This is a genomic window from Halorubrum sp. 48-1-W (genome assembly GCF_003287355.1).
In the GTDB taxonomy this organism is placed as follows: domain Archaea; phylum Halobacteriota; class Halobacteria; order Halobacteriales; family Haloferacaceae; genus Halorubrum.
Window position 1 is genome coordinate 1 of record NZ_QMIM01000004.1, and the last position, 12,337, is coordinate 12,337.

Below are 12,337 nucleotides of genomic sequence, written 5' to 3' on the forward strand. Positions count from 1 at the left end.
CCTCCCCAGCCTCGTCGACCGGCCTCCGCGTCGCTCCGGCCGGTCGACTCCCTCGCGGGCGGTTCGCGCCCTCCGGGCGCTCACCGGCGCGCCACCGGGGAGTGTGACAGGTCGATTTCACACTCCGGTCGGATTCGCGAGCAGGCCGGCGGTGAGGATCAGCCCGACCGAGAGCCCGGCCGCCCCGTAGAAGAACGGCTTCGCGTCGCGCGCGGGCTCCCGGAGCTTGCCGGCGTCGACCCCGTCGAGGAGCTTCCCGCTCGCGACCTCGACGAGCCCCGTGATCACGAACCAGAGCGCGAGCATCGTGAGCACGAGGTGCCCCCGGCCGGTTCCCGTGAGCGTCTCGACGGTATACAGCGTCCCGGCCATGTGCCCGCCGGACGCGAGGAACGCGAGCGCCGCGATCCGCGTGATCCACCGGAGCCGACCGACCACCGCAGCGAGCGCGTCGCCGCCGATGTCGCCACGGGTCGCCGGCGGTACGACCGCGAGCGCGACGAACAGCACGCTTCCCGTCCAGAGCACCGCGAACCCGACGTGTACGGACCACATGACCGCGTCGATGATCGACATGACCGATCGTGTGCCCGCGACGACTTAATCACAGCGAGACCGACCCCGACCACCGCGGGAGACCGACCCCGACCACCGCGACGAAACCCCACCCCTGACCGTCCGCGTTCGCTTTCGCTGTAGGTCCTCGTTTGCGTCCGTCGCGGGCCTTTAAATATCGGGCACGTGTATCGGACCCTAATGGCCCTGCTGAAGAAGATCAAGGAGAAGCTCGGGTTCGGAAGCGACTCGTCCGACGACGAGAGCGGGGAGACGACGGTGACCGTCGAACGGAACACGGGCGAAAGCGAACCGGGCGACGGGAGCGAGACGGAGAGCGAACCCGCCGGTACGGAAACCACCGGCGCCGTCGCCGAGGAGGCGGACGACGGAGACGAGGCGGAACTCACTGCGGAGGAGGCTACGGAAGCCGAAGCCATCGGGGACGACGAGACCGCCGCCGCCGGGCTCGACGAGGACGAGGCCGACGCGCCCGACCCCACTGCCGAGGAATCGCTCGAGGAGGAGGGATCCGATGCCGACGAGGACGAGAACGCCGCCGACGTCGAGAGCGACGAGAGTAGCGACGACGAGGTCGAAGCGGACGAAGACGACGGGACCGAAGCGGACGAAGCCGACGGGACCGAAGCGGACGAAGCCGACGAGGAAGTCGACGGCGAGCCCGTCGACCGGCTCAAGGGCATCGGCCCGGCGTACGGCGAGCGGCTCGGGAAGATCGGGATCGAGACAGTCGAGGACCTCGCAGCCGCCGACCCCGCCGAGGTAGCCGAGGGCGCGAGCATCGGCGAGAAGCGCGCAGTCAAGTGGGTCGACCGCGCGAAGGAGTTCTGAGGTGACTCCCCGCGAGGATCCGGGCCGGCAGCGGCGATGACCGACGGTCCGGACCGCCGGTACCACGTCGACGGCGAGATCGTGGCCGCGGAGTCGGCGACGGTCCACGTCGAGGACCGCGGGTTCCGTTACGGCGACGCAGCCCGCGAGACCGTGCGAGCCTACGGCGGACGCGTGTTCCGCTGGGACCGACACGCGGAGCGGCTGGCCCGAAGCTGTGAGGCGCTCTCGATCGACCACGGGCTGTCGGACGCGGAGCTGGGAGACCGGATCGACGAGACGCTCGCTGCGAACGACCTGACGGACGCCGTCTGTGCGGTGTCGATCACGCGCGGCCGCCCGGCGGGCGGACCCGGTCGCGGGGAGCGCGCCGTCGACCGGTTCGATCCCCGGGTCGAGGGCGACCCGACGGTCGTCGTGACCGCCCGCCCGCTACCGATGGGCGGGGTCGGATCGGATCCGGCGTTCGACGCGCCGGCGACGCTCCAGACCGTCAAGACTCGAAAGACGTCGGACCGGGCGGTTCCGGCCGACGCGACGACCCACGCGCGGGTGAACGAGGTCCTCGCGCGGCTCGAACTCCGGGTGACGGGCGCGGACGAGGCGCTGTTGCTCGACGCCGACGGGCACGTCGCCGGCGGCGCGGACTCGACACTCTTTTTCGCCGACCGTGAGGGGCTCAAGACGCCCTCGCTCGACGGCCCGGTCGTCCCGCGGGTCGCTCGTTCCGAGGTGATCGACGTCGCCGAGGAGGAGGCGATCCCGGTCACGGAGGGGAGCTACACGCCGAGCGACGTCCGCGAGGCCGACGAGGTCTTCCTCGCGAACGCGACGTGGGAGGTCCGGCCGGTTCGGGCGGTGGACGGGATCGCGGTCGACGGCGACGGGGCGGGCGTCGCCGGCCCGCTCACGACGCTGCTCTCGCGGCTGTTCGACCGGCGCGTGGAGACAGCGTGTTACGGCGACGAGCGGCCGTGAGTGCCGGACGCGTACCGCGTCTGGACCATAGGACTATCCGACTCGAGCCCGTAGTTCATGTATGGCAGACGACAAGAGCGGCCGAGACAAACAGGCCCACGACGAGGAGCGACGCCAGCGCGAGCGCGAGATCGCCGCGGAGTTGGAACGCGGCGACGAGGCCGAGCCGGAGGTCGACGCCTCCGAGCTCGCCTACTTCGAGACCGAACTCGAACCGGTGGCGTTCCCGGCCACCGGGGCGGAGATCGTCTCGACGGTCGGCGATCGCGAGATCGAGTCGGCCCTCGGCACCCACGCGATCGCGGAGCTCCTCCCGGACGCGGAGGTGGAGACGTTCGACTCGCCGGCCGATGTCGGGGCGCGGATACGGCGCCCGACCGTCGCCATGGCGATGAAACGGGTCGTGGAGGCGGCCGACGACTTCCCGGACGCGGAGCTGGGAACGTCACAGCGCGACGCCTACGAGCGGACGTTCCGTGAGCTCGCGGCCATCGACGTCGTCGACGAGGACGAGGGCATCCGGGTCGTCGCCGACTGGATCGTCGAGCGGATCCGCGATACGGGTAAGATCCCCGGCTCCCGGGACGTCCGACGGCGGGCGGCGAAGTTCTGCCGGGCGAACGGGTACGAGGTCCGCAACGACGAGTGGCTGGGGATCTGAACGCTTTCGACCGACGCGCAACGTTCGAATTCGACGCGGACGCGCAACGTTCAAATCCGACGCAGGCTACCGGTTCGTATGGACGCGGACCGGCGGATCGCCGCCCTCGACGAGGTGCCGGAGGACAGCACGCTTCTCGTGACGCTCCGTCCGGTCGACCCCGACTCGGTCGCGGAAAGCGAGGGCGACGTGGGCGTGGACGACGACGGCGTGGAGGCCGAGGCGGTCCTGCTCCGGCTCGACGGCGACGTCTCGGCGTTCCGAAACTACTGTCAACACTGGACCGACGTGCGCCTCGACAAGGACGGCGGCGCGTTCGTCCGGAACGGGGAGGTGTTCTGTCAGAAACACGGCGCGACCTTCGAGGGCGACACCGGCTACTGTAACTTCGGGCCCTGTGAGGGTGCCTTCCTCGAACGCGTCGACGTGGCGGTCGACGGCGACACGGTGTACCTCGCGGACGACGCCTACGAGTTCGTCCGGCGCGGTCCGAGCCGGCGGGACGACGACGGCGGCGACTCGCGGATCGACTTCACCGGGAACTGAGCCGGGACGGGCGGGCCGTCAGTCAAAAGCGCGTACGGCCGCCGCCGGCGTCCTCCCTGCCGAGCGCCTTCTTGAGGAAGTTCATCCAGCGTTTCCGGTCCGCAGCTTCCTGGCGTTTCGCCTCCGTCTCGGGGTCGGGCGCGTTCAACCCCTCCAGCGCCTCTAGCGCGCGGTCGATCCCGATGATCGACGCCGCCAGCTCCTCGCCGCGCTCGTAGCTCACCTCGTTCTCCTCGATCCGTTCGAGCCGCTCCAGCCGCTCCCTGCGGAGGTTCCGTTTCGCGCGCTCGACGCGGTCGCGCTCTCCCGGCGGGACCGTCTCGCGACGCTTGATCTCGAAGACGAACGACTGGAGGTCGATCGGCTCCCCCTGGACCTCGATCTCCTCGGGAATGTCCGCGCCGATCGTGGCCGCCTCGCGCTCGACGCGCTCGAGGAGCCCCTTCCGCTCGTACTCTCTCACGTCCCGCCGGTACGGACCGATCGTATTTGCCTGCTTCGTTCGGCCGGATCGTGACGGGATCGGGGGACGGCGGACGGACGGGTAGACACGGTTATCTCCCCCGGGCGCATCTGGAAGGTCGATATGTATCTTCGGGGGACTTTCACGTGGCAGATAATGTCGGTTCTGGTACTGATCGCGGTCGCCGTCCTCGGACTGGCGCTGTTGCTTCCCCCGGAGCTTCTCGTCCTCGTCGTCGCGGTCGGCGCGATGGCGCTCGTGTACTTCAGCGGGGCGGTGTACCTGCTCGGTCGCCCGGAATGGCTCCCGGAACGGTTCGATCGGGTCCCGATCGTCCTCGGTATCGGCTTCCCGCTCGTCGTCGTCGGGGTCGTGGGGTACCACTTCCGGGCGCTCCTGACGCCGATCGCCGTGGTGTTCATGCTCGGCTTGCTCTTCGTCTTCCTCTACTACTGGCTCGTGGTGCCGCTCGCGCTGTTCCAGAAGGTCCGCCACCAGAGCGTCACCCCCGAACCGGCCGCGTGGCCGGCGGTGACGGTGTTGGTCCCCGCCTACAACGAGGAACACTACGTCGGGAGGTGTCTCCGGTCGATCCACGCCTCGACGTATCCCGGGGTCCTCTCCGTCGTCGTCGTCGACGACGGGAGCACGGACGGAACGTACGCGGAGGCGTGCGCGGAGGCCGGCGAGGAGACGCGAGTGATACGGACGGCGAACGGCGGGAAACACGCGGCGTTGAACGCCGCGCTCGAGCACACCGAAACCGAGCTCGTCGTCTCCGTCGACGCCGACTCGACGGTCCACCCCGACGCGATCACGGAGCTGGTCCGGGACTTCGAGCGCCACGACGGCGTCGGCGCGATCGCCGGCAACGTCAAGGTGGACAACCGCGGATCGCTAGTGGCGAACCTCCAGGCGCTGGAGTACGTCGTCGGGATCAACACGTTCCGGCGTGCGTTCGACCTCTTCGGGGCCGTCACCGTCGTCCCCGGCTCGCTCGGGGCGTTCCGTCGCGACGTTCTCGACGAAGTTCACGGGTACAGCGCCGACACCGTGACCGAGGACTTCGATCTGACGATCGAGATCCTCAAGCGGGGGTACGCGATCCACGCCAGCGAGGCGATCGTGTACACCGAGGGCCCCGACACCTGGCGGGACCTCTACGCCCAGCGCCGCCGCTGGTTCCAGGGGAACCTCCAGACCGTGCTCAAACACCGGGAGGTGTTCGTCGACTCCCGGTTCGGGGTCCTCCACCGGGTGGCGTTCCCGTACATCTTCCTCTCGATGTCCGCGCTTCCACTGCTCGGCCTCCTCGTGTTGGTGCTCATCGTCTCTTCGGTCTTCGTCGGCGGGAGCGGACTCCTGTTGCAGCTGGCGGTCTTCTTCGTTCTCCTCCAGGTGCTCCTGTCCGCGCTTGCGATCCAGATCGAAGGCGAAGACCTCCGGCTCGCGGTCCTCGCGCCGTTCTCGCTTTTCGGGTACAAGCAGTTTCAGGACGTCGTGTTGCTCCGGAGCCTCTACGCGCTCTGGTCCGACCGCGGCGGCGCCACCGAGTGGCTGAAACCGACGCGCGTCAGACAGCGGGCGACGGACGGCGCCGGCGTGCCGGTTCCGATCGCCGGACCCGGTTCGGCAAACAGGGCGATCGCTTCGGCGTCGGAACGCGATTCCGGCCCCACCTCCGAGGCGGACGTCGACCCGCTCGGCGTCTCCGAGATGGACGTCGACCCGCTCGGCATCTCCGAGGAGTGACGACGGTAATGTCGGCCCGGTTCGGAGGGACGCCGTTAACCGGATCGGCGCGCAACCGGGGGCATGGAACCGCTCGAAACCGAACTCGCCCGCGCCCGCGAGCTCGACGTCGGCGACCTGGCCGACGCGATCGAGTCGATCGGCTTCGAGTGTACGCGCTGTGGCGGCTGTTGTACGGGGTACGCGCCGGACGAGCCGGGGGGCGCACCCGCCGATGGCGCGAACGGTAGCGACGGCGAGGGAGGCGACGACGGCGACGACGGCGAGGAAGGCGACGACGGCGAGGGAGGCGACGACGGCGACGACGGCGACGTGGGCGAACCCGCCCGCGAACCGCACACCGCGACGGTCTTCCCCGACGAGGTCCGGGCGGTGGCCGACGCCGCCGAGGACGCCTTCGGCGAGGCGTACGACTGGCGTGACGTGGCCCGCCCCATGCCGTACGGGCTCGTCGCGAGCGAGGACGGCGAACCGGTCGGCGAGACCTTCGAGTGGGCGCTCGCGACCGACGACTGCGGCGACTGTACCTTCTACGAGGAGACGGACGGCAGTGGGGCGTGTACGGTCCACGACTCCCGGCCGCTGATCTGCCGGACCTACCCCTTCAGCGTCGCGCTCGGCGGGACGAGCCAGCCGATGGGCGAGGCGGTCGACGGCGAGGGGATGGTCCGGGCCCACGAGTGTGAGGGGCTCGGCAGGGACATCTCCCGGACGGACGCCGAGGCGCTGGCGGCGGCGCTCAGAGAGCGGGCGGTCCGCGAGCTGGAGGAGGCGATCGCGGTGCGTGACGGCTACGATCCGACCGCCGTCGACCGGGCCGACGGCGACGTCGTCGTCTTCGACTCCGAGGGGCCGAAGAACGCGGACGGGGCGCCGATCGACGGGGAGTGACGACGGCCCCGACCGCGTCAGGCCGTCTCACACCGCGTCAAGCGCCGCGTCGACGTCGGCCGCGATCGCCTCGCGGGCCGCCTCGTCCGGGAGCGTCAGCGGCGGACGGACGGCCGGGTTGGGGACGAACCCGCGGTGGGCGGCCGCGACCTTGGTCGCGGGTGCGAAGCCGTGGTCCGCACACCGGTCGAAGAGCGGGGCGATCCCACGCCGGTGGAGCGCCAATGCGCGGTCGTCGTCGCCGGCGCGGATCGCTTCGCCGAGCGCGACGAACACCTCGGGGATCACCTGCGAGAGGGCGTGAATCCCGCCGTCGACGCCGAGGGAGGTGCTCGGGTACAGCTGGGAGTCGAATCCCTGGAAGACGGTGAAGGAGTCCGGCGTCGCGCGGATCTTCGCGTCGAGCGACGAGAGGTCGCCGCTCGTGTCTTTCATGCCCACGACGGCGTCGTGCTCGGTCGCGAGCTCCCCCACCACGCCGGGGTCGATCGACTCGCCGACCGTCGACGGGATGTCGTATAAGAAGAGCGGGAGCGGCGACCCGTCCGCGACGGCCTCGAGGAACGCCAGCTGGCCCTCCGGCGCGGTCGAGGTGTGGTAGTACGGGAGCGTCACGAGGCCCGCGTCGGCGCCGACCTCGCGGGCGACCGAGAGCCGTTCGCGCACGCTCGGGACGGTCGTGTCGGCCACGCCCGCGATCACGGGAACCCGGCCGTCGACGGCCTCGGCGACCGTCTCGACGACGGTTCGGTACTCCGCGTCGGAGAGGCTGGCGAACTCCCCGGTCGTCCCGCAGGGGACCATCCCATCCAGGCCGGCGTCGACGAGCGTCCCGGCGTGGCTCGCGAGCGTGTCGGCGTCGACGTCGCCGTCGGCGTCGAACGGCGTCACGATCGGGGGCGAGACGGCTCCGTGGCGGAACTCCAGTTCGGTCATGGAACGCGGTTCGACGGGGCGTCACAAAGGCGTTCGTCCCCTGGCGGCGGTTGCCGGGAGTGGGGCGGGCCGAGGAGCGACCGGACCACAGCGGACGGTCGCGGGCACGACTCGGCGGCGGTACAACTATGGTAACCCGTCTCGACGGATCGACCGGAGTATATCATGGAAATCTCCGAGAAGCTCCTTTGTCTGTTCAGTGCCGAACTCCGGGAGGAGAACGGCGAGTACGTCGTAGAAGTACCGCGCCGCGAGGTGGACACCGGCTCGTTGGAGCCGGGCGAGACCTACCGCGTCGCGCTCATCGAGCGGGACGGGACCGACAGCGGGCCCGTCGACCGCGACGAGACGAGCACGTCGGCCGACAACGGCCCGCAGCCGCCGGTCGAACCCGGCGAGATGCGGTACGTCGAGATCGAGGACCTCGGCAAGCAGGGCGACGGGATCGCCCGCGTCGAGCGCGGCTACGTGATCATCGTCCCCGGCACGGAGGTCGGCGAGCGCGTGAAGATCGAGGTGACGGAAGTGAAATCGAACTTCGCGGTCGGCGAAGTGATCGACGAGGACGTCTAGGCGGGCCGACGAACGCGGTCCGCGGGATCCGCCCGTCCACGGTCCGCGGGACTACTCGTCCGCGACCCGGGCGTCCCAGTAGGAGACGGAGGCGACGTAGTCGCCGGGGACCGTGTTCCCGATCAGCTCGTCGACGACCCGGAACGGTTTGGCGACGACGCTCGGAAGCCCGCGGTAGAACCCGTAGGGCAGGACGAAGTCGTGTTCCTCGCCCGCGAGGGTCATCTCGGCGTTCCCGAGCAGGTCCGCGACCTGCCGCTCCGAGTAGAGTCGCGACCCCATCGGCAGTAGCCACGTGTACAGCACCCGGAGACTGCGGGCGTTGAACGTGTCGAAGAACACCTGCTCGTTGCTCACTCGACGGAGCTCCAGCATGAACTCGAGCGGATCGTCCATCAGGTGGAAAAAGCGCATCGCGACCACCGAGTCGAAGTGGTCGTCGGGGAACGGTAGCCTCGAGGCGTCACCCCGAAGGAACTCGACGGTGTCGGAGAGCCCCGCGTCGGCCGCGTTCTCGCGCCCCTGCTCGAGCATCTCCCTGGAGATGTCGAGCCCGACGATGTCCGCGCCCCGGTCCGCGAGCATCGTCGTGAACCGGCCGGTTCCGCAGGCGACCTCCAACACCCGGTGGCCGTCGTCGATCGGTCCGAGCGCGGAGAGCGCCGCCTCCTTCTCGCGCCGGTCGATGAGGGCCCCGCCGCCGGAAAAGCGGAGGTCCTCGTACTCCTCGGCGACTTCGTCGGCCTGATACCAGTCCTGACCCTTCACGTTGTCTCCGGTGGACGCCGAACGACTAAAACCGTACTGGATACGTGTCGACGGAATCGACCGGGCGTCGGTCGGGACGCGTTCGCGTCTCCCAGGTTCGAGCCCGGCGGCAGTACTATTATTACCTTATATAATACCGATCGTATGCCCCTATATGTAGACAACCTTTACCACCGATCGGGGGAGTCTCCCGAACGTATGAGTACCAGTCCCGTGGGGTCAGCCGATCAGGACCGTCTCACCGAGACCGAATACCGTGACCGTCTGCGCGAGCTTCCGCCGAGCGCCAAGCTCGTCGCGAAGGTCCTGGAGGGCGACGCGCCCCTCTCGCAGGGCGGACTCGCCGAGGAGTCGTTGCTCCCCGACCGTACCGTTCGCTACGCGCTCAACCGCCTGGAGGACGAGGAGCTGGTCGACTCCCGCTACAGCTTCAAGGACGCCCGCAAGCAGGTGTACTTCCTGACGGTCTAGCTCGGTTCGACGGCGTAAACCCGCCGTCTCACCACGGAGCCCTTTTTTTACCCTCGACCCGATGGTCACGCGTATGGACCTGTCGGTCGTCGTCCCGACGCTCAACGGTCGGGACCGGTTAGCCGCCTGCCTCGACGCGTTGGCGGCGCACGCGCCCGACACGGAAGTGATCGTCGTCAACGGTCCGTCCGCGGACGGCACCACGGGAATGGTGCGTGACCGCGACGACGTCGACGTGCTGGTCGAGATCTCCGACCGCACCGTCAACGTCGCCCGCAACGCCGGCATCGAGGTGGCAGGCGGCGACGCGGTCGCGTTGGTCGATTACGACAAGCGGATCGGCGAATCGTGGCTCGAGGGGGTCCGCGAGGGGCTCGTCGACGCCGACGTGGTAACCGGACCGGTCCGACCGAACGGCCGGGAGGACGACGACGGTCGAGACGACGCCGGCGGTCGGGACGACGTTGGCCGAGACGGCGACGGCGGTCGAGACGAGGACGACCGAGGAGTCGACGCCCGGACTGATGACGATAGAGACGGCGACGGACGAGCAGTCGGGGACGCCGACGGCCCGGAGCGCCGTCGGATCGCGGGTCGGTCGGTGACGTACTTCGCGGGGGGGAACGTCGCGTTCAGGCGGGAGGCGCTCCGCGATCTCGACGGCTTCGACGAGTACCTCCGGGTCGGTGGCGCGCGCGACGCCGCCCACCGGCTCGCGCGGATGGACCGCGAGGTCGCCTGGCGCGACACGGTCGCAGTCCGCGAGGAACCGCCGAACCCGACCGCGGCCGACGGCGGCCGGACCGCCCGCGACTGGGGCTGGAAGTACCGGGCGCTCGCGTACCGGCTCGTCAAGAACTACGGCATCCGCCCGTCCGCGGTCCTTCGAACCGGCAAGCACGCGGTCACGGACGCGGCGTCGGTCGCCCGCGACGTGGTCCGCGGCGAGGCCACGCCGTCGGGATGGGTCGCGAACGGTCGCGACGTGGTGGCCGGGGTCCTCTCCGGCGGCTCCGACGGGTTGGTGGCCCGCGCGCGCGACCGGAGCCCCGCGCGCAACCCGAACGGTATCTCGACGCGAGCCGACCGCGCGGTGGCCCGGTACGACGTGCGGGAGGGGCCGTCGTGAACGGCGGCGTCCCCACTGCGACTGGCGACGTCGCCGTCGCGCGGAGACGTCCGCCTCGTCCCGCGGCCTTTACTTCCCGCGTCGCCAACGGTCGGTAACGAATGGGACTCACGAAACGGATCATCCCCTGTATCGACGTCGACCTCGACGACGACGGCGACGCCGCCGTCTACACCGGGGTCAACTTCGAGAACCTGGAGTACACGGGCGACCCCGTCGAACTGGCGAAGAAGTACAACACTGCGGGCGCCGACGAGTTCGTCTTCCTCGACATCACCGCCAGCGCCGAGGGGCGCGAGACGATGCTCGACGTGGTGAACGCGGTCGCGGACGAGTGTTTCATCCCGCTCACGGTCGGCGGCGGCATCCGGACGAAAGCCGACATCAAGGAGACGCTCCGCGCGGGCGCGGACAAGGTGTCGATCACGACCGGTGCGCTCGAGCGACCCGAACTGATCGAGGAGGGCGCGGCCGCCTTCGGTAGCCAGTGTATCGTGATCTCCGTCGACGCACGGCGACGTCACGACGACGCCGGCGAGCACTTCTACGAGGACGCCGACGGCGAGGAAGTGTGGTTCGAGTGTACGAAGAAGGGCGGCCGCGAGGGAACCGGGGTCGACGCGGTCTCGTGGGCGAAGGAGGCCGAGCGGCGGGGCGCGGGCGAGCTGTTCGTCAACTCCATCGACATGGACGGCACGAAGGACGGGTACGACATCCCGCTGATGAAAGCCGTCTGTGACGCCGTCTCCACGCCCGTCATCGCCTCCTCCGGCTGTGGCGGTCCCGAGGACATGTACGAGGTGTTCACCGAGGCGAACGCGGACGCCGGGCTCGCCGCCTCGATCTTCCACTTCGGCGACTACTCCATCGAGGAGACGAAGGCCTACCTCGACGAACGCGGCGTTCCGGTCCGTCTGTAGCCCGAACACGAGAACGCCCGATCACTTCTGGATCGGATATATGTAATTCGGTGAATTTCTCGGCCGATCGTTACCAATGGAGCCGAACCAACAAGTATTATCCGATGGACCATGAACAATCATGTATGTCCACGTCACCGATGCGTGTTCCCAGTGAGCGGCCGGAGATCGTCTGCCGATCGGCGGGTGAGGGGTCCCCGGACGCCGAGGTGACGTTCTTCGAGGCCGACCGCGACCCCGACGAGCGGACGACGCGGTGGATCACGGTGCGGGCGGTGGACTGCGTGCCGCGCGAGGAGTGGCGGTAGCTGGCCGAATCAGGCGTCCTTCCGGCGTCGGGGAACGACGTGCCGCCGCGTTTCGGGTCGACACCGTTTTCTCGCCGGTCCCCGACGCTCCGGGCGTGTCCGACCCAACCGCACACCACGTCGGGGTCACCGTCTCGGAGCTCGACCGCGCCGTCGCCTTCTACACCGATACCTTCGGGCTCGAGGTCGTCGCCGAGTTCTCCGTGGGCGGCGAGGCGTTCGCCGACGCGGTCGACGTCGCCGGCGCGTCCGCCGCGTTCGCCCACCTCGCGGCCGAGGGCGTCCGCGTCGAACTCGTCGAGTACGACCCCGGGGGCGAACCGATGCCGGAGCGGTCGCTCGACCGACCGGGCGCGACGCACCTCGGGCTCTCGGTCGACGACGTGGAGGCGTTCCACGACGACCTCGATCCGGCGGTCGAGACGCTGAGCGAACCGCGGACGACCGAGAGCGGGACGACGATCCTGTTCCTCAGGGACCCGGACGGGAACCTCGTCGAGGTCCTCGACGCCTGACGGTGGAACCGACGGTCGG

General features: G+C 69.6%; 16 protein-coding genes. 12 read left to right on the forward strand and 4 right to left on the reverse strand.

Annotated elements, in window-relative coordinates; genetic code table 11:
- Window positions 1-117: 117 nt before the first annotated feature.
- Entirely contained in the window at window positions 118-576 is a 459-nt protein-coding gene (locus DQW50_RS02750; RefSeq protein ID WP_112077787.1) for a transporter, read from the reverse strand.
- A 180-nt stretch (window positions 577-756) separates the two neighbouring features.
- Here DQW50_RS02750 and DQW50_RS02755 point away from each other — a divergent pair, with 180 nt between their 5' ends.
- The 4 genes from DQW50_RS02755 (at window position 757) to DQW50_RS02770 (ending at window position 3,592) form a co-directional block, all read left to right on the forward strand.
- Window positions 757-1,407: a helix-hairpin-helix domain-containing protein gene (locus tag DQW50_RS02755; protein WP_112077788.1), complete on the forward strand. Its 651-nt coding sequence runs from the start codon at window positions 757-759 to the stop codon at window positions 1,405-1,407.
- A gap of 36 nt (window positions 1,408-1,443) precedes the next feature.
- A complete protein-coding gene (locus DQW50_RS02760; protein ID WP_112077789.1) occupies window positions 1,444-2,385 on the forward strand; it encodes an aminotransferase class IV in 942 nt (313 codons plus the stop codon).
- A gap of 61 nt (window positions 2,386-2,446) precedes the next feature.
- Window positions 2,447-3,046, forward strand: a complete 600-nt coding sequence (locus DQW50_RS02765; protein WP_112077790.1) for a hypothetical protein — start codon at window positions 2,447-2,449, stop codon at window positions 3,044-3,046.
- A 78-nt stretch (window positions 3,047-3,124) separates the two neighbouring features.
- Window positions 3,125-3,592: a Rieske 2Fe-2S domain-containing protein gene (locus tag DQW50_RS02770; RefSeq protein WP_112077791.1), complete on the forward strand. Its 468-nt coding sequence runs from the start codon at window positions 3,125-3,127 to the stop codon at window positions 3,590-3,592.
- Window positions 3,593-3,614: 22 nt separating this feature from the next.
- On the opposite strand, the gene DQW50_RS02775 is transcribed toward DQW50_RS02770, so the two are convergent.
- Complete coding sequence (locus DQW50_RS02775; protein ID WP_112077792.1) at window positions 3,615-4,055, reverse strand: DUF5788 family protein; 441 nt, start codon at window positions 4,053-4,055, stop codon at window positions 3,615-3,617.
- 156 nt (window positions 4,056-4,211) lie between these two features.
- Between DQW50_RS02775 and DQW50_RS02780 the strand changes: the two genes are divergently transcribed.
- Window positions 4,212-5,807: a glycosyltransferase gene (locus tag DQW50_RS02780; RefSeq protein WP_157964838.1), complete on the forward strand. Its 1,596-nt coding sequence runs from the start codon at window positions 4,212-4,214 to the stop codon at window positions 5,805-5,807.
- Window positions 5,808-5,870: 63 nt separating this feature from the next.
- Window positions 5,871-6,698 carry a YkgJ family cysteine cluster protein gene (locus DQW50_RS02785; protein ID WP_112077794.1) on the forward strand — a complete coding sequence of 276 codons (828 nt, stop codon included), beginning with the start codon at window positions 5,871-5,873 and terminating at the stop codon, window positions 6,696-6,698.
- 27 nt (window positions 6,699-6,725) lie between these two features.
- On the opposite strand, the gene DQW50_RS02790 is transcribed toward DQW50_RS02785, so the two are convergent.
- Entirely contained in the window at window positions 6,726-7,634 is a 909-nt protein-coding gene (locus DQW50_RS02790) for a dihydrodipicolinate synthase family protein (RefSeq protein WP_112077795.1), read from the reverse strand.
- 165 nt (window positions 7,635-7,799) lie between these two features.
- Between DQW50_RS02790 and DQW50_RS02795 the strand changes: the two genes are divergently transcribed.
- Window positions 7,800-8,207, forward strand: a complete 408-nt coding sequence (locus DQW50_RS02795) for a TRAM domain-containing protein (RefSeq protein ID WP_112077796.1) — start codon at window positions 7,800-7,802, stop codon at window positions 8,205-8,207.
- A gap of 51 nt (window positions 8,208-8,258) precedes the next feature.
- On the opposite strand, the gene DQW50_RS02800 is transcribed toward DQW50_RS02795, so the two are convergent.
- A complete protein-coding gene (locus tag DQW50_RS02800) occupies window positions 8,259-8,975 on the reverse strand; it encodes a class I SAM-dependent methyltransferase (RefSeq protein ID WP_112077797.1) in 717 nt (238 codons plus the stop codon).
- Between the two features lie 198 nt (window positions 8,976-9,173).
- Here DQW50_RS02800 and DQW50_RS02805 point away from each other — a divergent pair, with 198 nt between their 5' ends.
- The 5 genes from DQW50_RS02805 to DQW50_RS02825 all read left to right on the forward strand — a co-directional run bounded on the left by DQW50_RS02805 (window position 9,174) and on the right by DQW50_RS02825 (window position 12,318).
- Window positions 9,174-9,446 carry a helix-turn-helix domain-containing protein gene (locus tag DQW50_RS02805; RefSeq protein WP_112077798.1) on the forward strand — a complete coding sequence of 91 codons (273 nt, stop codon included), beginning with the start codon at window positions 9,174-9,176 and terminating at the stop codon, window positions 9,444-9,446.
- A 73-nt stretch (window positions 9,447-9,519) separates the two neighbouring features.
- Window positions 9,520-10,575: a glycosyltransferase family 2 protein gene (locus tag DQW50_RS02810; RefSeq protein ID WP_112077799.1), complete on the forward strand. Its 1,056-nt coding sequence runs from the start codon at window positions 9,520-9,522 to the stop codon at window positions 10,573-10,575.
- 101 nt (window positions 10,576-10,676) lie between these two features.
- The gene (gene hisF / locus DQW50_RS02815) at window positions 10,677-11,495 is read left to right on the forward strand and encodes an imidazole glycerol phosphate synthase subunit HisF (protein ID WP_112077800.1); all 819 of its coding nucleotides are present in this window, start codon (window positions 10,677-10,679) and stop codon (window positions 11,493-11,495) included.
- Between the two features lie 125 nt (window positions 11,496-11,620).
- Window positions 11,621-11,803: a hypothetical protein gene (locus tag DQW50_RS02820; protein WP_112077801.1), complete on the forward strand. Its 183-nt coding sequence runs from the start codon at window positions 11,621-11,623 to the stop codon at window positions 11,801-11,803.
- Between the two features lie 95 nt (window positions 11,804-11,898).
- Entirely contained in the window at window positions 11,899-12,318 is a 420-nt protein-coding gene (locus DQW50_RS02825) for a VOC family protein (RefSeq protein ID WP_112077802.1), read from the forward strand.
- Window positions 12,319-12,337 lie beyond the last annotated feature (19 nt).

Excerpts from the sequence above, each read along its gene's own strand:
- DQW50_RS02780 (WP_157964838.1), top strand. The coding sequence starts at position 4,212 with ATGTCGGTTCTGGTACTGATCGCGGTCGCCGTCCTCGGACTGGCGCTG.
- DQW50_RS02785 (WP_112077794.1), top strand. The coding sequence starts at position 5,871 with ATGGAACCGCTCGAAACCGAACTCGCCCGCGCCCGCGAGCTCGACGTC.
- DQW50_RS02760 (WP_112077789.1), top strand. The coding sequence starts at position 1,444 with ATGACCGACGGTCCGGACCGCCGGTACCACGTCGACGGCGAGATCGTG.
- DQW50_RS02750 (WP_112077787.1), bottom strand. The coding sequence starts at position 576 with ATGTCGATCATCGACGCGGTCATGTGGTCCGTACACGTCGGGTTCGCG.
- DQW50_RS02810 (WP_112077799.1), top strand. The coding sequence starts at position 9,520 with ATGGACCTGTCGGTCGTCGTCCCGACGCTCAACGGTCGGGACCGGTTA.
- DQW50_RS02765 (WP_112077790.1), top strand. The coding sequence starts at position 2,447 with ATGGCAGACGACAAGAGCGGCCGAGACAAACAGGCCCACGACGAGGAG.
- DQW50_RS02790 (WP_112077795.1), bottom strand. The coding sequence starts at position 7,634 with ATGACCGAACTGGAGTTCCGCCACGGAGCCGTCTCGCCCCCGATCGTG.
- hisF (WP_112077800.1), top strand. The coding sequence starts at position 10,677 with ATGGGACTCACGAAACGGATCATCCCCTGTATCGACGTCGACCTCGAC.
- DQW50_RS02805 (WP_112077798.1), top strand. The coding sequence starts at position 9,174 with ATGAGTACCAGTCCCGTGGGGTCAGCCGATCAGGACCGTCTCACCGAG.
- DQW50_RS02795 (WP_112077796.1), top strand. The coding sequence starts at position 7,800 with ATGGAAATCTCCGAGAAGCTCCTTTGTCTGTTCAGTGCCGAACTCCGG.
- DQW50_RS02770 (WP_112077791.1), top strand. The coding sequence starts at position 3,125 with ATGGACGCGGACCGGCGGATCGCCGCCCTCGACGAGGTGCCGGAGGAC.
- DQW50_RS02755 (WP_112077788.1), top strand. The coding sequence starts at position 757 with ATGGCCCTGCTGAAGAAGATCAAGGAGAAGCTCGGGTTCGGAAGCGAC.
- DQW50_RS02820 (WP_112077801.1), top strand. The coding sequence starts at position 11,621 with ATGTCCACGTCACCGATGCGTGTTCCCAGTGAGCGGCCGGAGATCGTC.